This is a genomic window from Enterobacter sp. JBIWA008 (genome assembly GCF_019968765.1).
Classification (GTDB): Bacteria; Pseudomonadota; Gammaproteobacteria; order Enterobacterales; family Enterobacteriaceae; genus Enterobacter.
Genome location: NZ_CP074149.1, coordinates 968,223 through 985,080, shown reverse-complemented (window position 1 = coordinate 985,080; position 16,858 = coordinate 968,223). Strand labels below are relative to the sequence as shown.

29 protein-coding genes and 1 pseudogene are annotated in these 16,858 nt (G+C 55.0%); all 30 read right to left on the bottom strand.

Features of this window, described 5'->3' with window-relative positions:
- Positions 1 to 14 precede the first annotated feature (14 nt).
- Positions 15 to 623, bottom strand: a complete 609-nt coding sequence (locus tag KGP24_RS04780) for a phage minor head protein (RefSeq protein WP_223562531.1) — start codon at positions 621 to 623, stop codon at positions 15 to 17.
- Positions 624 to 636: 13 nt separating this feature from the next.
- Positions 637 to 2,106, bottom strand: a complete 1,470-nt coding sequence (locus KGP24_RS04775; RefSeq protein WP_223562530.1) for a DUF1073 domain-containing protein — start codon at positions 2,104 to 2,106, stop codon at positions 637 to 639.
- On the bottom strand, positions 2,106 to 3,728 hold the full coding sequence (locus KGP24_RS04770) for a TerL protein (RefSeq protein WP_223562529.1): 1,623 nt from the start codon (positions 3,726 to 3,728) through the stop codon (positions 2,106 to 2,108). Before KGP24_RS04770 ends, KGP24_RS04775 begins: the two co-directional genes overlap by 1 nt.
- A gap of 2 nt (positions 3,729 to 3,730) precedes the next feature.
- Positions 3,731 to 4,204, bottom strand: coding sequence for a DUF2280 domain-containing protein (locus KGP24_RS04765; protein ID WP_000729396.1), 474 nt, complete (start codon positions 4,202 to 4,204; stop codon positions 3,731 to 3,733).
- A gap of 31 nt (positions 4,205 to 4,235) precedes the next feature.
- On the bottom strand, positions 4,236 to 4,856 hold the full coding sequence (locus KGP24_RS04760) for a putative metallopeptidase (protein WP_223562528.1): 621 nt from the start codon (positions 4,854 to 4,856) through the stop codon (positions 4,236 to 4,238).
- Between the two features lie 54 nt (positions 4,857 to 4,910).
- Positions 4,911 to 5,096: a hypothetical protein gene (locus KGP24_RS04755; protein WP_223562527.1), complete on the bottom strand. Its 186-nt coding sequence runs from the start codon at positions 5,094 to 5,096 to the stop codon at positions 4,911 to 4,913.
- The gene (locus KGP24_RS04750) at positions 5,077 to 5,355 is read right to left on the bottom strand and encodes a hypothetical protein (RefSeq protein ID WP_078341569.1); all 279 of its coding nucleotides are present in this window, start codon (positions 5,353 to 5,355) and stop codon (positions 5,077 to 5,079) included. The genes KGP24_RS04755 and KGP24_RS04750 overlap by 20 nt, the downstream gene beginning before the upstream one ends.
- A complete protein-coding gene (locus KGP24_RS04745; protein ID WP_223562526.1) occupies positions 5,240 to 5,632 on the bottom strand; it encodes a DUF2570 domain-containing protein in 393 nt (130 codons plus the stop codon). The genes KGP24_RS04750 and KGP24_RS04745 overlap by 116 nt, the downstream gene beginning before the upstream one ends.
- A complete protein-coding gene (locus KGP24_RS04740; RefSeq protein ID WP_031275085.1) occupies positions 5,629 to 6,243 on the bottom strand; it encodes a glycoside hydrolase family 19 protein in 615 nt (204 codons plus the stop codon). The genes KGP24_RS04745 and KGP24_RS04740 overlap by 4 nt, the downstream gene beginning before the upstream one ends.
- Complete coding sequence (locus KGP24_RS04735) at positions 6,244 to 6,519, bottom strand: phage holin family protein (RefSeq protein ID WP_223562525.1); 276 nt, start codon at positions 6,517 to 6,519, stop codon at positions 6,244 to 6,246. It abuts the gene before it with no gap.
- Positions 6,516 to 6,914 carry a putative holin gene (locus KGP24_RS04730; RefSeq protein WP_032666047.1) on the bottom strand — a complete coding sequence of 133 codons (399 nt, stop codon included), beginning with the start codon at positions 6,912 to 6,914 and terminating at the stop codon, positions 6,516 to 6,518. The genes KGP24_RS04735 and KGP24_RS04730 overlap by 4 nt, the downstream gene beginning before the upstream one ends.
- A 116-nt stretch (positions 6,915 to 7,030) precedes the next feature.
- Positions 7,031 to 7,645, bottom strand: a complete 615-nt coding sequence (locus KGP24_RS04725) for a methyltransferase domain-containing protein (RefSeq protein ID WP_223562524.1) — start codon at positions 7,643 to 7,645, stop codon at positions 7,031 to 7,033.
- The gene (locus tag KGP24_RS04720; RefSeq protein WP_223562523.1) at positions 7,551 to 8,492 is read right to left on the bottom strand and encodes a hypothetical protein; all 942 of its coding nucleotides are present in this window, start codon (positions 8,490 to 8,492) and stop codon (positions 7,551 to 7,553) included. Before KGP24_RS04720 ends, KGP24_RS04725 begins: the two co-directional genes overlap by 95 nt.
- On the bottom strand, positions 8,486 to 8,956 hold the full coding sequence (locus tag KGP24_RS04715) for a hypothetical protein (protein WP_223562522.1): 471 nt from the start codon (positions 8,954 to 8,956) through the stop codon (positions 8,486 to 8,488). The genes KGP24_RS04720 and KGP24_RS04715 overlap by 7 nt, the downstream gene beginning before the upstream one ends.
- Before the next feature lie 223 nt (positions 8,957 to 9,179).
- Positions 9,180 to 9,863, bottom strand: a complete 684-nt coding sequence (locus KGP24_RS04710; protein WP_223562521.1) for a hypothetical protein — start codon at positions 9,861 to 9,863, stop codon at positions 9,180 to 9,182.
- Positions 9,860 to 10,219, bottom strand: coding sequence for a RusA family crossover junction endodeoxyribonuclease (locus KGP24_RS04705; protein WP_223562520.1), 360 nt, complete (start codon positions 10,217 to 10,219; stop codon positions 9,860 to 9,862). Before KGP24_RS04705 ends, KGP24_RS04710 begins: the two co-directional genes overlap by 4 nt.
- Entirely contained in the window at positions 10,216 to 10,515 is a 300-nt protein-coding gene (locus KGP24_RS04700) for a DUF1364 domain-containing protein (protein WP_223562519.1), read from the bottom strand. Before KGP24_RS04700 ends, KGP24_RS04705 begins: the two co-directional genes overlap by 4 nt.
- Complete coding sequence (locus KGP24_RS04695; protein WP_045354709.1) at positions 10,505 to 10,957, bottom strand: recombination protein NinB; 453 nt, start codon at positions 10,955 to 10,957, stop codon at positions 10,505 to 10,507. The genes KGP24_RS04700 and KGP24_RS04695 overlap by 11 nt, the downstream gene beginning before the upstream one ends.
- A 239-nt stretch (positions 10,958 to 11,196) precedes the next feature.
- Entirely contained in the window at positions 11,197 to 11,535 is a 339-nt protein-coding gene (locus KGP24_RS04690) for a hypothetical protein (RefSeq protein WP_223562518.1), read from the bottom strand.
- Entirely contained in the window at positions 11,535 to 11,717 is a 183-nt protein-coding gene (locus KGP24_RS04685) for a hypothetical protein (RefSeq protein WP_223562517.1), read from the bottom strand. The genes KGP24_RS04690 and KGP24_RS04685 overlap by 1 nt, the downstream gene beginning before the upstream one ends.
- The gene (locus KGP24_RS04680) at positions 11,714 to 12,280 is read right to left on the bottom strand and encodes a dATP/dGTP pyrophosphohydrolase domain-containing protein (protein WP_223563452.1); all 567 of its coding nucleotides are present in this window, start codon (positions 12,278 to 12,280) and stop codon (positions 11,714 to 11,716) included. The genes KGP24_RS04685 and KGP24_RS04680 overlap by 4 nt, the downstream gene beginning before the upstream one ends.
- A 44-nt stretch (positions 12,281 to 12,324) precedes the next feature.
- Positions 12,325 to 12,807 (bottom strand): hypothetical protein, encoded by a 483-nt coding sequence (locus KGP24_RS04675; protein ID WP_223562516.1) that lies wholly within the window; start codon positions 12,805 to 12,807, stop codon positions 12,325 to 12,327.
- Positions 12,804 to 12,998 (bottom strand): hypothetical protein, encoded by a 195-nt coding sequence (locus KGP24_RS04670; protein ID WP_137470398.1) that lies wholly within the window; start codon positions 12,996 to 12,998, stop codon positions 12,804 to 12,806. The genes KGP24_RS04675 and KGP24_RS04670 overlap by 4 nt, the downstream gene beginning before the upstream one ends.
- Positions 12,995 to 13,330: pseudogene (locus tag KGP24_RS04665) on the bottom strand (ead/Ea22-like family protein); the annotation flags it as partial. The gene KGP24_RS04670 and the pseudogene KGP24_RS04665, both read right to left, overlap by 4 nt.
- Positions 13,331 to 13,470: 140 nt before the next feature.
- Positions 13,471 to 13,761, bottom strand: coding sequence for a DUF4406 domain-containing protein (locus KGP24_RS04660; RefSeq protein ID WP_045399478.1), 291 nt, complete (start codon positions 13,759 to 13,761; stop codon positions 13,471 to 13,473).
- Positions 13,761 to 15,158: a DnaB-like helicase C-terminal domain-containing protein gene (locus tag KGP24_RS04655; RefSeq protein ID WP_178328222.1), complete on the bottom strand. Its 1,398-nt coding sequence runs from the start codon at positions 15,156 to 15,158 to the stop codon at positions 13,761 to 13,763. The genes KGP24_RS04660 and KGP24_RS04655 overlap by 1 nt, the downstream gene beginning before the upstream one ends.
- Positions 15,155 to 16,045: a replication protein gene (locus tag KGP24_RS04650; RefSeq protein ID WP_223562515.1), complete on the bottom strand. Its 891-nt coding sequence runs from the start codon at positions 16,043 to 16,045 to the stop codon at positions 15,155 to 15,157. The genes KGP24_RS04655 and KGP24_RS04650 overlap by 4 nt, the downstream gene beginning before the upstream one ends.
- Positions 16,032 to 16,196 (bottom strand): hypothetical protein, encoded by a 165-nt coding sequence (locus KGP24_RS04645; protein WP_021241755.1) that lies wholly within the window; start codon positions 16,194 to 16,196, stop codon positions 16,032 to 16,034. The genes KGP24_RS04650 and KGP24_RS04645 overlap by 14 nt, the downstream gene beginning before the upstream one ends.
- Before the next feature lie 78 nt (positions 16,197 to 16,274).
- The gene (locus tag KGP24_RS04640; RefSeq protein ID WP_223562514.1) at positions 16,275 to 16,529 is read right to left on the bottom strand and encodes a hypothetical protein; all 255 of its coding nucleotides are present in this window, start codon (positions 16,527 to 16,529) and stop codon (positions 16,275 to 16,277) included.
- 3 nt (positions 16,530 to 16,532) lie between these two features.
- Complete coding sequence (locus tag KGP24_RS04635) at positions 16,533 to 16,853, bottom strand: CII family transcriptional regulator (protein WP_223562513.1); 321 nt, start codon at positions 16,851 to 16,853, stop codon at positions 16,533 to 16,535.
- Between the last annotated feature and the right edge of the window lie 5 nt (positions 16,854 to 16,858).

The window sequence follows — 16,858 nt, the reverse complement described above, 5'->3', positions numbered from 1 at the left end:
GGTTTACCTGCGATTCAGGCGAGATAAGAATGAGGGTTGGGGAAGACGATCTCTTTATAACAGCGGCAGTTCGGGAGCTCGCCAGCATGACCGGTCATGCCGTCAAGCGTTGGAGGTCGGCCCCATTCGACAAACTTGCCCTCCATTTCACGATGAGAGTGCCGGACGTCGCCATCTTCGGCTGTACGCCAGATATAACCATTCGAGCCGATTGACAGCGCACGCGCCTGATCCAGCGCTCCGGTTGCGCGTCCAAGCTCGGTACGGGCGATAAGGTTCGCTCGTGAGCGTGACACGTCACCGGACGCAGCTATCTCTTTCGCGAATGGCTCAGCGCGGCCACCAGTCACAACGGCCTCGATGGCTTTGTTCTGAATGTCATACACCCGATCGGCGGCCTCAAGAGGTAGCGATTTGATGTACTTAATTTGCTCGGCAACGATGGATCTCATCACCTGGCCTACCGGGGCGCGGTCAACCATGTTGCGCAGCTCTGCGCTGATGTTTCGGCTGTGCTGACGCCACTGCTTTTCATTCTGGCGCGCAATGTCGGCGGTAAAGTTCTCAGCAACCTTCGTCGCCCAGGGGGTGATGATTTCGCTGTAGCGCTCCAGCGCATCCATTATTTCGGTGACGCTATCGTTTGAACCATCGTAGCGTCCATTTACGATATCCCCGACCGCCCGCGCTATCTGCCGTAGGCTCGTTCGATATCGGATCTCCGCCTGGCGACTCTGGCGGTTTGTCGCCAAGTTCGCCGATGCCTGGCGGCGCTTCGTCTTCGGCATTCTCTATGTCCTTGTCGGTAATGGATGCCCCGATGCCGGTGACGTCAGAGTTTTCGCGCAGGTCGGTCATCGCCGCCTTACGCGTCATCAATCCGTCGCCCAGCGCGGTGCTGATCGCGTTGGTGGTGTTTACGGCCACCGTTGAGCGGTCAACGTCAGACATTTGCCATAGCGGATTAAATTCAAACGTGAAATCGTCCGGCAGCGGTTTACCGAGTTCCGAGCGGTGCATAATGTCCAGTATCCGGCGCATCGGCAGCCGTAAGCGGCGCTCCTGCAATGAGCTCACCCGGTCGTAATAGTTGGCAAGGTCTGCGTCACCAGTAGAGAAGCCTTTCGGGGACTGACCGAACAGGCGTACCAGCGGGATGCCGACTGCACCGCTAATCTGCTCAGCGAACTGCGAAAGAATGTCATCCAGACCACTGAAGCTGTACTGGTGGGTTTCGAAGGTATCTTTGGCATCCATGAGCGTCATACCTTCATTGCTCTGAAACTGGCGAATCAGATCAATGTTTTTCAGCAGCGCCTCGAATGCCGGGCCTCCCAGCGCAATAAGCTCACGAAGTTTTTCCACCTTGTAGGTCCGCAGATGCGCTTTGTAGACCAGCTGCGCCGCGCCGACAGTGGCGCTGTCGAACGCAGTAAGCCGATCCCAGATACGCTCTACAACCGACATTCCCCATTCGTTTTCGGTCATCTTCTGCTGGAATGGCAGCGTCACCCCGTCGAAGCGAATCAGGCGGCTGTGATGGATGCGCCAGGCCGGGATGCCCGTTGCAGTGGTCACCACGTCGTAAAACTCAGGTTTGCCGAGATCCGGCCCCATATCTTTAATGCGGCGGGCCAGCACCGGGTTAATCATCCAGCGGTCGAGCGGGAGAATGCCCTTAAACCTGCCTTCTCCAATGGTTTCGAGCCGCAACGGGGTCATTGGTGCCTGCCCCTCAATCATGATGAAGCCAACCGCGCCGCCGTAGAGACGCGACCATTTCAGCACGTCGTTCAGCGCATCCCAGATCTGCAGCTCATCCAGCTGCGCTTCCAGGGTGCCACGGTCTTTGGCGTCAATCTCCGAAGTGATGCGAATGCCTTTCCGGGTCATATCGTCCGGGATAGCGTCGACCGCTTCGCCGATGATCCAGGACGAACGATAGGACCATTCCACCAGCATGCGGTTGCGGCTGGTGAAGTTCGCCCGGTAGGTCGATGCTGAATGCTGGTTAGGCGTCTGCATCCCCACGCGGGCGACAAAGTTCTCATAGCCATCAGCGGTGGCCTGCGCCGTTCGCTGAGAGGCTTGCTTGTTTCGTGCCATCAGGCCTGTCTCCCTAGCAGCTCCCAGATGTTCAGGGCTGAATTCATTGGCGCGTAGCTGATCATCACCGAGTCGGCGAGGTTCGGCGACTTGGTGCCGTCAGGCTGTTTATCAACAACGATTTTCCCAACACCGTTAATGGAGTAGGTCGGCTGAGAAAGCTCGATGATGAGTTTGTCTTTGCTCGCCATAGCGCTGCTGATTGAGATGATTTCGTCCGGGTTGTAGGCCATTCCCTCAACCACGGCGCGATAGGTGTTCTGGAAAAGCTTGCGTAACCGCCACCAGCTCTGGGCCTTGGCGTTAGCGAAGAAGTCCTTGTTCAGGCGGGCGGCCTGTCCATTGTCGCCGCGCACCGCTTCATCGTCCGGATCAAACACTGCGCCGCTACCGCGAAACGGTGTGGCGAGTATTGACGGTCGGCGCGCAGCGTTGCGCAGTTCGTTGATGGCGCGCGCATCTCCGCGAACGCCAGCGCCCAGACCGTCCTCGTCGAAGCGAAACTCTTCGAGGTTGTCCTGTTCGCAAAAGCCGAAGACCTTCTCAACGGACTGGTAAATGTCGCTTCCCACGCCGGACCATTCCCGCACGTTCTCCAGGAGGAAGCCGTGACGGGTCGAAAAGGCGTTTTTGTCCCTGCCTTCGTCGGCGACGTCCATCGCGCCCAGTCGTTTGCCCGTTGGCTGAATGCCCAGCTTGATATGCGCGTCGACGGCAGCCTGTACCCAGTCGGACGGGATCAGGACGCCTTCCGCTGATGCGCTGTAGTTCAGGTCAAGTTCCTGCGCCACCACCACCGGATTGTCGATTTTCTCGCATTCCCTGCGATACCACTCCTCATCCTTGCGCGGGTCACTTCGCCAGTGGAATGTGAATACCGGTATCTTCCCGCCGTGACGCTTCTGAGCGAACGGGTTCGCCATGCCGTTAACCGAGCTCAGGTCGATACGGCAGCGGGTGGTTTGCGACAGCGCCGCATCAATCAGCAGGGGCCGCTGGAGGAACGCAGCCTCATCCACCAGGTAGAGCGTGGTACGGTCACCACGCCCGATATTGTCGCCAGCCTCGCCTTTGATGACAGCGCCAGTATCGGGAAACTCAACGCGCATGTACGGGGCGTGCTTCTTCTCGTCCCACGAACCGCGAAACTCGACGGGCAGCGTTTCCACGAATTTGCGCGCCTTCCAGAACAGCGCCTTCGGGTCACCGGTGCTGTCGACGTATTCCTCTTTACGGGAGCCGAAGCCAATGACCATTTCTTTGTTGAAGAGGCAGAGCGAGCAAGCCAGCCCGATCGCCGTCCAGCTGAGCCCCATTTCGCGGCTCTTTTCGGTGATGCCGTTCTCCAGCCGTTCGCGCCGCTCCATGATCCAGTGAATCCACTCTTCCTGTTTCGGGAACAGCAGAAAAGGGATGGTGACCGGCAGGCCATAATCGATGTTACGCGGGTCTGTCGTCATACCCCAGTCGATGATGAACTGGGCGGGGTTGGTGCGGTAAAACTGCTTTAGCGCTGGCAGCATTTCGGGGTTCTGGCGAATGCGCTGTAGGCGTTCCATCCGCCATTCAAAAACCATCTGGTAATCAGGGTTCCTGAAGTCGAATTCAAACGGTAGAGGCATAATCACCCCATCATCTTGCGGTAAAGCTCTGCGGCCTGATCTGCGGTGAGGTTGGTCGTCTCGGTCTTGATCGGGCCGCCATCCTTGCCAGTGCTCTCAACCTTCAGCTTATTGGTGTAAGCGTCGCCAACCTCTTTCGCGGCCTGTTCGATAAGCTGCGCCGTCAGGGAGAAGTTTTTCATCCCCTCGGTTTTGGTTGCCATGCGGTCAAGCACGCGGAGGCGATAGGATTTGTTCGCGATCGGAATGTCGCTGGTTTCGGTCAGGAACCGTTCGCGCGTCGCGTGGAACATCTCGATCCACTTTTTGGCGAGCGTCTTACCGCTGGCCTTCGTGGGGTCGTGAGATTCAGCCTGCTGGCGGGTGATCTTGATCCCGAATTCTTTTTGGACAGCCTCGACCACCTGCGATGGCGTGTCATAGCACGCAAGCGACTGAATGATGAAGGCTTTCACATCAGGTTTTAATGCAGCCATAAATCACCATTCGTCTTATACAGTCCAGTATTTAAGCCAGTCGCAGCATGCACGTCCCGCACGCTCTGGCAATATCGAGATGAGCAACCTCCGCTGGCTGATTCGCCGCATCAATCATTTCCTGCACGTCCCGGCTCGCACCGTAACGGCGAACCACGCCTACAAACTCTTCCACGTCATGGCCGCGCAGCTTCAGCTTTGGCTGCCCTTCCTGCGTGAACTTCGGCGCGCCAAATTCATCTGTCGCCTGGCAGATGTGATAAAGCTCGTGCTCTATCAGCGCGCAGAACTCCAGATCGGAACATTGCGAACAGTAATCGGCGGCGAGCGTGATGATGAACTGCGGCACCCTGCCGAACCATTCATACATCTGCTGCTCCATCCGCGCTTTCTGCCATCCTCCAGCCCGCATTGCCACTTCTTCCGCCTGCCCCAGCACGGAACGCCCTTTCTTCTCGAAAGCGTTCGACGCCCAGAGAAAGCACAGATCCGCTTCAAGCAAATGCTGGTGATCAGGGTTGTAGAGGTCACCCTCATAGCTCAGGATGTGCTGATTCAGCCACTCACCAACGTCACTGGCGGGCATTATGCTGATGTAAGGCTTCGGGTCAGGTGGCATCGTAAAATGCGCTGGTGGGTGTGGTCTGTTCATGAATAATTCCAGTGCTCCATTATCGAAGCCCCTCAGTGAAGGGCTTCTGTAATGTCAGTCCCGGACGAACGTAACCTTTGTGGTTATCATTCGCCGTACAAGGCGCGTCGCTTCGCGTTGCATTTCATCAATTACTTTTGGCGTCAGCGGCTGACACGCATATTTGCGCTCAATCTCTGCAAAAATCCCGTTCAGCGCCTTGCTGTCTGGTGGGATAACTTCAACGTTTAATCGTGCCATCGGTTTGTCCTGCCCTGTTGTTCTCGAAAGTCCTGATATCAGCCTTATCCCTGTTGCACTGCGCCAGCGCTGACAGCAACGCGACATTCAGGTCAAGACTTGCTCCCCACGTAAACGGGTCGGGTAATTCTGGCTGGGGTGTTTCAGCCGTCAGGCTGGCTGGTAACGGAACTACCGGTACCGGAACGTAGACCGTTCGCGTATTCGTGCATCCGCTTAACTGCGCCAGCAGGCACAAAACGAACAGCACAATCATCATCCGCAACAGCAGCTTTGATATCGTTCTCGGCTCTCTGTGACTCCAGTGCGATCTGCTGCTTGGCATGTTGGTTTGTCTCCAGAATGATGTTTGTTATTGCTACGGTGCGCAGGACATTAGCGGTGATGCTCTCAGAGGAATCAGCACGCTGTTCTGCATCGTCAGCGCGACGCTGTTCCTCCAGAAACTTTCCATGATAGTGATCCGCTGACCAGACAAGACCGCCCGCAATACAGCCGATAAACGTCACAATGAGCACCCAATAACTCATTTTCATACCAGCAGCGCCGCCCGCGCTTTGTTGTAGCGGATCTTGCGGTCATCAATGCCATTCAGGCCGCCGTTAATGATGCGCGTAACACGAGTAATATCGGCACCGTAGGCCATGCACCCTTTGGATGTGTAGAACCAGGCGGCAGAGCGTGCTGCCTGAAGTTCCTGTTCGAGCTGTTCAGGTGAAGTAACGAGGTCTAACTTCAGCGCCGCCCCGCAGGTGCGATAATTGTCGAGGCCAGTGATTTGAATTAACCCTCTGCCGCGATATTTCCAGCCGTCGCCGGGCGCTTTGTTACCCAGGCGGTTGCTATACACCAGATTGGCGATGGCATCCTGGCGGGCTGCGTGTTCGGTTGTTCTCCCAAGCGCATCAGCCTGCTGCTGTGTGATCCTCTTTCCGAAGGTCGCCACCAGCGCCGATGGCGTGTAGTTCAAATTTTCAACTACAGCGCTAAAGCCACCAGACTCATGACCTACCTGAGCGATGAACATGGCCTGATCCGCAGGTGCTGTAATGCCAAATTCTTTCATCGCCGCATCTACTGGTTGAAACCAGCGCGCAGCCAACCCGGCGCTGATACCAGCCGCCATTTGAAATTGAGATTGATTCATCTATGTTGCTCTCACAAATTTTGCCAGGTTCCCGCCAGCCACCCATACCGAGACGCAAACAGTCGCATTCAGCATGAATTCACCAGGGTCGACCTGTACGTAATCGCCATGGATAATCCGGAATGCGGTATATCCGGCTGAAAGAATAATCAGGTACGCAAACAATGAGACGCCAAGCCGATACGCTTTCCCCGTCTTATTGAAGAACATCAGACGGAACATTATCAGCAGGCAAACCACCGCGTTTGCGTGAAGCATCAGCGAATCCCATGTCATTCATCACCCCCATCCAGTCCGGGAAGGCTCCCGTTTTTGGATTTGGACAAAATGCGAAGGAGGATAGCGACCGAAATGGATGCGGCGACCAGCGCGCCGATATTTGGTGATACTTCGATGGTCACTGGTGGTGTCAGCAAACTCAGTGCAGAGTTAATAACGCCAGCCATGATGGTCGCCATAGGCACCGCGAACGAGACGCCGCCAAGAAACGAAATAATCGCGAATACCGCCTGTTTCCATATCTGGTGCGGCTCAGACGTCAACACATAGAGCGCGGCACCTCCGAGGGAGAAAAGCATTACGCCGGGAGTGGCTTCGGGAAATAGAGTGGCAAGCGTCACCCCCACAGTCCCGGCAGCAAACCCACCAGCTACAGTTAATGGATCAGACATATGATTTCCGTGTGTAGGGTTCAGGCTATCGGGCTGGATTTAACACAAAGCACGTCGAGGATGATTCCCGTAGCCTGAAAAAGAGGCCCGCCGAAGCGGGCAAAATGAGGGTTAACTCAAGTACGCCTGAAAGCGTAAGTGCCAACACCTTTGCGCCCGAGCTCACACTCGATATTGTTGTGTTCCACGCATTCGAAGCCCTGCTCAGCAAACCAGCGCCTGATACCTTCATCAGTGAAATACCAGATGTGCTCGTTCTTCCTGAAATGGTGCGAGCGAAGAATGTCTCCGGCATCGGTAAAAATGGGGATCGAAACGAAAACAAACTCTTTAGCCTGCTGTACTGCCAGCTCCGGCTCGTCGATGTGCTCCAGTACATCCCACATCGTCAGCGCGCGCCACTGACTGGCGTAGAGGTCAGCGAATGCGCCCCGCTTGTTCAGCCAGGCGATACCAGCCGGATTAACGTCATACCCAAGCGTTCCCGGTCGGGTAGAGACGAACTGACCAGCGCCGATACCAACGTCGAGAACAGGACCGTGAAAATGGCGCTCCACCAGCTCAATACGGGATTGCGTTAAGGCTCTGCCCGTTTCGGTGTCGGCCAGCTGCTGATACTTCGCAAAATACTGCTCGTCATACGGGCGTGACGCCGGAACCGGATAACGACCGATGCCCAGCTCCGGGAGGAATACCAGCCCGCTGTTCAGTTCCTGATAAAACGACTTCATTCAGCCAGGCCTCGAATTTTGAATCAAAGTTGGAGATGTGTTTGTCGCAATGGTGATCCCACGCTTCGCAGCGACAATAATTGTCCGGGATTGCCCAGCCAACGCGGGATAAATCCATCGCCGGATCGGTGACTATCTCGGGAGCGTTATGCCCACCTCGCCCACCAGCGATAACGTAAACAGGTGTTTTATACGCAATGGCAGCTGGCAGCGCCCAGCCGACAGGCGTAACCACGACAGCTGCATGCTCTACCAGGCACATCAGCTCTTTGATATTGAGCTCGCCAGCGTGCATTTTCAGATCCGCCTCTGGTTCTTCACCCACCAGCCACTCTTCCCCGTCCTGCAAATCAGCAACGCTAATCACGCAGAAATGTTTCCGCAGGATTCTCGATGCGCGCAGGAGGTAATCGGGGTCAGGGTTTCGGGAGTCGCTACGCCATTCAGAACGAACCGTTGCCGGACGGATAACGGCGATCGGCTTTTGGTGCGTAAACTGCGCCGGGCCAAAGGATGGCAAATCAAGCGCTGCTGGCGTTACGCCGAACTGGCGGCGCATTGCATCAAATATCGAACCGCGCCGCAGATCATCCGGTCCGTAAAATATTCGCTTCGTCTGTCGTGGCGATGGCGGCGGATAAAACTTTGCAGAGCTGCGAAACTCGTTTTTTCGCTGCGTTCTAAGCGCGGTATCACTTCGGACAGCTTTTACTGGCAGGTCTTCGTAAAGCTCCGGCCATGCCGTCTTAATGAATGTCCCCGCAGGCAGCTGTTTGACGAAAGCGCGCTGGTAAATGGTGTCTCCCATTCCCAGCATGCCATCGATGTAAATCGGAGGATTCAGCATGTAACCTCGCTGATCGCCGCTTCAAGAGGTAGACGACGAAAGCAATTAAGCGCCGTCTGGCGGCTGCTGTTGATGATATTGACGCTTCCACGCAGCTGCGCAGCAACCCGGGCAAACTCGCCATGCCAGCGCTTTACGTTCGCTGCTGTCGGGTTATCAAGCGCTGTATGATCGCCATGCCAGTGACTACCATTTGATATTGAGCAATCGAAGCCGAGCAGGATGATGCGCATGGCACCGAGCCAGTGAGCGAACAGGATCGCTCTCTGCCCCGAATTGAATGTGCCGCTGGTATCTGTCGGGAAGAGGTTCACGCCGTATCGGGTGTGTGCTCTCCGGTTACATGACCAGCGTTCTGGGCCATCGGGCAGCGCGGGAATGTTCACATCCCACCAGCGCAGATCGCCAGCGTAAATGTGGGTGCATTCCGGTATGGCTCGCCATGATGAATTAACCGCTATCACAGGAAGCCCTGAGCGTGCAGCTATTTGACAGTCAACGGGAGTAAGGGACGGGCCAGAAGCGCAGATGATCGCCGTGTGCATACATTATTCACCCGGTGGCATTGAGCCAATAAAAAAGCCCCTGCATTTCTGCAAGGGCTTAAATGTGGTTCCCACCGCTCCGCGCAAGGCATCTCCGCTGGTGGGTAAGCTCTTTCGCCTTTGACGTCCGAGCATATCTGAATTATGCAGTTTCAAAACTCGTTTTCAAGTCTTTTTCGCAAGTTTTTGCATTTTCGAATCCTAATTCATCTTTTAACGTGAAGAAGACAGCAGAGTTGAACAACTCAATACACCAGCGCACACGGTCAATACATTGCTTTTCGGTCAGAAACGGCGCGTAGTAATACTGCATCCATCGTGCCATGCCATTGATGGTTTTCCGCCAGGTGTAATAGTCCTTCCCTATCTCATACACGGGATTACCCGGCTTGAAGGACTTCAGGATGATAGCCTCCATGAATGCAGCTTCCTCCTGATCACCGGCATTGCCAATCAGGTCAGAAAGTGATTTCTTCGGCCAGATGATGGCTCTCGCCTGCTCAAACAACGCATCGCCGGTATAGCCAATTTTACGCAGACCAGACAGCACGGTAGCGATCCGCTCCTGCTGCTCGCCAGTCCAGCCGGTCAATATCATTGACCACATACCACCGCCACCAGAAAGGTGCTCTGTTCCGCTGCCCCCGTACATACCGCCCCAGTGGTTCAGCAACGAACGAACCCAACGGCTTTGCGATGGTGTCAGTCGGCGGTATTTCCCCAGGTAAGATCTGCGTGGTGCTGCTGCCAGCGTCACCCAGGCGTTTTGCGAGTCGGTACGCTCAACAGACGCTTTCTGGTAATTGTTAATGTCGTTGCGTGTCATTCTGCATTCTCCTGGATAATGATCTGGCCTGTCTCTCCCCATCGTTTCGTTACCCTGCCGTCCCATATCCGACAGTCATCATCGAATATCGCATCCAGTAACGCTTTCTCCAGATTGTCCTTATCCGGCTTGGTCTGGTGTGGCTGGCCGTCATGCTGCTGACGCTTTTTCTTGCTCCAGCTTTTCGGCATGGGCAATACGAATGTTATGTGGTAACCGGATTCCGGGAGGGTTATACCGAGACGGCGCACTTGAACTTTAAAGAACCAGTAAGCGGAAGTTTCCGGCCTGCTGCGCCAGCGATCGCTCCGGGTCATGCGGGGCTTGCTGATCGGGGTGATATCGTAAATTTTCATGCTGGCACCACCAACCCAAGGCGAGCGATCTGGATAACGGTCAGAACGATAGCGCGGTCCATCAGCTGGCGGCGTTCGTCGCGCGATAGCTTGCTCCCGTTGTCGATGCTATCGTGGCAGCAAATGCAGATCGCCGCCGTGGCGCAATCATCAGCTTTCAGGCCCATGCCTTTGCCTTCATTGCGATGTGCTACCTGCGTCCCCCACGAACCGCATAACACGCATTGTTCGATCTGCCCGACAGCAGCGAGCCATTTTTTGCTGCGGTAGGTTTTCTGATTGGGGTTATTTCGCATTGCTATCCCCCCAACGCTTTGCCCACTCGATTTCATTGCGGGATTGTTCGCTGAAGGTGACGCCCTGCTGGGTGCCGAACCAGTAAATCGCCTCGATGACCTCTACCATCTGGGGAATGGTCATTTTGCTGGTGCGCTGGCCGAACATCACGACGCCGCCATCAAGGCCGGGGGCCATTCGCTGTTCCTGCTTTTTGGTCTTCGCCACCAGCGCGGTGATGAGGTCTTTCCAGTCGTCGGAATCGTATTTATTGCCGAACCAGAGAACCTGGTCGGAAAGGTCTTTCAGTAACGGCCACATCTTGCGGTTTTGAATGGCGGTGCGCGTCGATTCTTTCACGTCGAGAATCAGCGGGCGCTTGCTGTCGACCGGCAACTGACGAATGTAGTTGATAGCGTTCTGCTTAACGCTTTCGTTAACGAGGTGGAATTGTTGGCTCACGCGTCACCCCCGAAGAGGTTAAGCGACAGATACGACAAGTCGCTGACGTCGGATAACGTCAGGCGATTGTGTTTAAGCTGGTGGTGCTGCGCCATGGTGTTCTCCGTGGCGCGAATGTCCGAGTGTCAGTTGTTCAGGCTGACAGGGATATTATGGCTGGGCATTGTGGCAAAAGCAATTTAACGCCGACAAAAAAGCCTCCGAAGAGGCTTGTATGTTATTGATTACATTGTGACATGTCACATAGCAAGTTTCGTTTCGTGCCAGCCACGCGTAACCCAGCATTGCGAATCACCGTCGCACGGACACGACTTAACCGGCAGCGCATCGCCGCATTTACCGCAGCGGTTCGCCCTGATTGACTTGATGCGACCACGAACGCGGGCGTCGTCCTGCCGAATCAGCATCGCGACGTATTCGCTCATTTCATACGGCGCCCTCCCCGGGCGGCGTGATGCACAATTGCGCTCCAGCATCTCAAGTTCCTGCGTATCAAGTATGAGCTCAAATTTACGCCCACCAGCAGCTGCTTGTCGGGCTCTCTGGGCGGCTTTGCGTTCAGCAGCAGATTTAGCCATTATTTTGCCTCCACGCATTTGATATTGTTGATAGCTGGAGAGGTCTCACTCCACGAACGTTGTTCGTCAGCAATGCTTAACGCTTTTATTGCCGCCTGACATTGTTCCATGCTTTGCATTGGTACAATCTGCATATTCATGGTGCTACTGGCTGTCACAATAATCAGGAAGAAGTAGCTCATTCATCCCCCAGCTTTGGCGCTGCTGCAATCATCGCTGCCCAACATAATTTCGCCCGATGCGCCGCCTGTCGGCACCCACTCATAGCCTGATATTCCTCCCATACAGCCGGATCGCTGAAGTCCTCATCCGGTTCGGACTCGAAGCCGTAAACGATCATGTCTTCTGTCGGCTCAATCGGCACCACGACATAACCATCCGGAATTGCCAGAGCGTTGTCAGGCTCTTTGATGTGTAATCGCGGCTCTCCGTCCTTCGGTTCAGGCCACTGGCGCGCCATGTTCACTTTCAGCTTTTCTTCCATCGCTGCTGTGATTTCGCCGTCAGAGATACCGGCACGCCGCTGGGCATCCCACAAGAGGAATTGGAGATCCGCCCACTCGGATAAATCATCTGGCGCGGCGGCGGCCTCCAGCGCTTCTTTCGCAAGGTGTTTCAACGGACCGACTGGACCAACATCACCAAAGGTTTCCTGTGACCATGCAGCGTGCCGATCACGTATCAACCTGCGTAATTGCGCCGATGATGCCGACTCGCCGATATTGATGGTGATGCGTGGTTGCATAGGCGGCACCTTCGGCCCTTTTGCTGGTGGAAATTTATCAGCCATCAGTATTCTCCCCAGCTATATTCTGATGCAATTGGCCCCGGCTGGTTGGCAGCGAGGAATATATCGCTATCCGGCAATTTTTCGACCTTACAGCGATATCCCTCGGAAATGATCCCGGCTTCACGAAGACCGGCAAGACACAGGCGCGCTGTTTCTTCTGCGAGCTGAATCTTGCTAATCTGGTGGGTTTTGCGACGAACAAATGCCTGTAAAGCCTCTTCCCTCGTGTAATGGTAACTGGAGCGATCAGCACCTTTTAGGCAGCGTTTAACATGGTATTTCTGGTTGGCTGGCTGCCCACCGGTCCGGTATTTAATAAGCTGCTCATTGGTCATGTACGGCATGTCTTCGACGTGCCAGAAAGTCTTGTCTGTCTCGCGAATGATTACGCGCTTCCACAAAGTGACGATCGGGCGGCCTTCGCTGTCGTTCCCGTCATGGTAGCGATAGCAGTATTTTTTGCCTTCGGTGATTCTGTTCATTGTGACGCCCCCGGAATAAAGTAAAGGAACCATGCGTATGCTACTAACGCCACCAAAACCCTTACGGCAAACATCGGTTTGATGAAGCGAAACGGGTTTTGCCACATCACGAATGACATCAGCCCCAGCACAGCGACCGAAATACCAATGACCATCGCTGTTATCTTGATCAATACAAATACTTCGTTCACTGGGCAGCCTCCTGAATAACAGTACCTTTGGATTCAATGCGCTTATGGCGCTCCCAAAACCACTGGTGAAGATCCATCAACTCTTTGTCGAGTGGCGCGTATTCGCGGTCAAAGTAGGCCTGAGCGTCTTTCTCGTCCTCGTTGGGTAGCTCACCAGGACCAAGCAGGGTGTTAAAAATCCATGCCATCCCGTTCTTGGCGTCTCCGGTGGTGCGCCAGTCGATAACCGCCGCTTTCATCACAAGCAGGTTCTTACCGAACATCCGATCAAGCTCTTTGAAGCGATTGCGGATGTATTCGTTCTCGTCTTTCAGTTGGGCGTTCTGCTTCTCTACGTCAGCCAACACATCAGCGCGAGCACGCTGCACATCCAGCTGCGTAGCCAGTTCACGCACCAGCGCAGCAGACTCAGCGCAATGCAACTCTTTCGCCAGCGCATGTCCGGCAGCTACGAGTTCTTTGGTTTTGTTGGTCATACCGCACTCTCCTGATGAATGATTTCCAGATCCAGCTTTTGAGCCAGAGCGTGTTCCGCTTTTGCGCCTGCGGAGTTCTGCCAGCCGGACAGCAGGAAAATACCGTCAGCGCAGCGGAGCATCGCGAGACAAATATCCATGTACTCTGGCTGGCTCAGGCCATCGGGAAGCGTCGCGGGGTTTAACACCACATGGCCTTCCGAAGCCAGGCGCATAGCCTCAAAATGGAACGCAGGGCGGTTATATTTCGGGATGCCGGTCATTGGCCCAGCAATGTAAATTTTCATCAAAATTCCCTCTTTTTGTTGGGTCTGGCATCATTCGCGCGGCGCTTCTGCTCAGCAGCAGCCTGGTCGCAGTCGTAGATCGCACCGTTACGCTGGTCGCAGTAAACAACGCCGGTTGGGCCGTGGCGGTTCAGGCGCAACAGCAATTCGGTAGCCGCCTGATCTGCGTTTTCGTCGTATGCGCCTTCGCGGTAAATGCCGATCCAGTAATCGCAATCCTGCTCAATCTGACCGGTGTCGCGGGAGTCACTCGGCATCGGGCGTTTGTTGGTGCGCTTCTCCAGATCGCGGTTCAGCTGGGTAAGCAGCACCACGATGCAGTTCAGTTCCTTCGCAAGGTTCTTCAGCCCCTTCGTGATAATCCCGTAGGCCAAGTCGTTACGGTCAGCCTTATCGGCGGTCATCAGGGTCAGGTAGTCCACCAGCACCATGCCGACAGCACCGCGTTCGCGTTTGATGCGACGCGATTCTGCAACAATGTGCGCCAGCGTGATCCCGGGCGTGTCGTCGACGTAAAGATTCCCGGTCTGGGCCAGACGTCCACCAGCAGCAAAAGCCATTGCCACCTGCGCGTCGTCGTACCGATCGCCATAAAACACATCGGTATTCACGCGGCTGACCTGCCCGATCATGCGCTCCACAATCTGCTTATCCGGCATTTCGAGGCTGAACATCAGCGCGGGGAGCTGCTCAACCTCGGCACAGTTGACGGCCAGCTGGCTATACAGCGTGGTTTTACCCATCTTTGGACGTGCGCCGATCACCATCAGAGCGCCTTTAACCAGCCCTTTCGGTTGCAGCAGGTCATCCAGCGAGCCGATCCCAGTCGACAGTCCGCGCGTTGCGTCTGAGTCACTCCAGCGCGCTTCCACCTCGTCCACCCAGTCGCCCATCACTTCCGAAAACTCGCGAAGCCCTCGGCGGTTACCGGTTTTCGCGTAGTCAGCGATATCGGTGAACAGGGTCTGAATAGCGTCAAACTTCTGGCTGGTGGTCATCCCGTTGCGGGAGAACAGCAGCTCGGTGGCGCTGGTCAGCTTGTCTATGCCGTAGCGCTCCATGGCTTTCTCGCGCACCAGCATTGCGTAGTGAACGATGTTCGCCGCGCTGGGAGTGTTTTTGGATATCTCCGCCATGTAAGCGAAACCACCAGCCTGCTCGCCAAGCCCTTTCGACTCCAGCGACTCAATCAGGGTGATTAGGTCGATAGGCTTCTGGTTGGCTACCAGCTCCCGCATCTCAGCGAAAATCACCTGGTGGGGACGGATGTAGAACGATTCTGGTTTGAGCATCGACATGGCGGTCTGGCAGCGATCGCTACCGCTATCCAGCATCATACCGCCCAGCACGCTTTGTTCGGCTTCGATGTTCTGCGGGATCATGTTCATGTCGGTCATAGCGCTTTCTCCCTGGTTTTCAGCAGGGTGTCAGAACGCAGCAGATAATCGAAACTGGCACGCCAGCCTCTGTCGTTCTCACCGAAGTAAAATTTTGGTGCTCGCTCGGCGAACGCGGCGAAGTAATTCTCCACAGCCTCGACGGTTGGCTCTTTCAGTTCGGCCAGCAGGCGTTTGATAGCACGGCGACGTTTGTCGTTTAGTGCCTCTGCCTGGGGAAGGCGGTCTCCCAGGGTGGTGTTGTATGCAGACAGCACTGCCTGGTAGTCGATCGGGGTTTTCTTTGAGACAGGTTTTTCTTCCTGCCCGACACACTCCCCCTCTGGGGGTTGGGGGGTATTATTTATTGTCTTTTGTATATTGTCTTTTGTGGTTAGCAGATCCTGCTTAGTTTCAAAAGCAGATTCTGCTAAGGTTTCGCCATCATCCTTAGCACCTTCCGCTAATGTTTCCTTAGCACTTTCAGCTAAAGTTTTATTAGCAACTTCCGCTAAAGAATCCTTAGCAGGTTTAGCTAATGTTTTGCAGAATCCGTTAATCTTTGTTTTCCACTCGATGATGCTGGTATTCATACCCACGCTACGCCCCTCCTGGACCAAGACTTTTTTGGCAACAAGCTGATTTTTTGCTGTCGAACAGTGTGTGTGATGCTTGGCAATCATCTGCTCAAGCTGGTCATTGCTAACCCAGTCCATCTTCTTGTTGTAGCCATACGTCTTGCGCCAAACAGCGAGGACAACACACAGCTCTGTTTCGCTTAGTCCGGATGCCATGACAGCATCGAGAAGCTCATTAGCAACACGAGTAAAACCATCTTCCAGCTGCGCCACGCGATGCTCCACGACCTCCAGCGGCGGCCTGTAGTCTGCTAACTTAACGACGCCCATTTTTCACTCCCGACGTAGCGAGAGCCAGACGGATCACGCCCACCAGACGTTCAGCGAACGCCCTGTTTTTTGACGCGGCGACCACCAGCCCATCAGGGGAATCCTGAAGGCGTCGTTCCTCATTTTCCTGGTACTTTTTGCGCTTTGGCATTAGAATTGACCTCGCAATTTACTCACGTTTGTTGCACCTGAGAGCCGCTTGTGTTGACGCACAGCGGCTTTCGCCTTTTCAGAACAAGCCCGGCTGGGCTTTCCGTTTAACTTTTCGCTTCTCAAAGCGGTCAGCGGGTAACTGCTGCTTCTCCGCCCACAGCTTTGCGTACCGTAAAACATCATCAAAAATTTTCCCCTTTCTGCTTGCCTGGCTCATGCGCTTGTACATGTCGATTGCCTGGAATGCCCCCCCCTGAGCGACACCAAGAGAGAAACCGAGCTTCAGCAGTTCTTCACGAACATGCTTTTCGATGAATTCGATATGGTTCATGGCTTAATCCCACCCCAGCGGCCCCGGCCTTGCCCGTTCGGCTTTCAGCCCGATATCAGCGAGCGTTTCTACTGAGGCCAGATATTCACGCGACACAAGCACCGCTTCCGGTGGCGCGGCCTGAATACCCAGTAAGGCCAGCTCTTTCGCCATGGTGCTGAAATACCCTTCGGCTTTGCGCCTGCTGGCTGTCGACTCGCTGATACCCATATGCTCGGCGTAAGACTTCTGGCCCACTGATGCAAGCCGGGTGAGCAGAACGCTCTCTATCTCAACCGGATTGATAACTGGCGGGTCTAACTTTCGTGCGATTGCGTTCTCCATTGGTG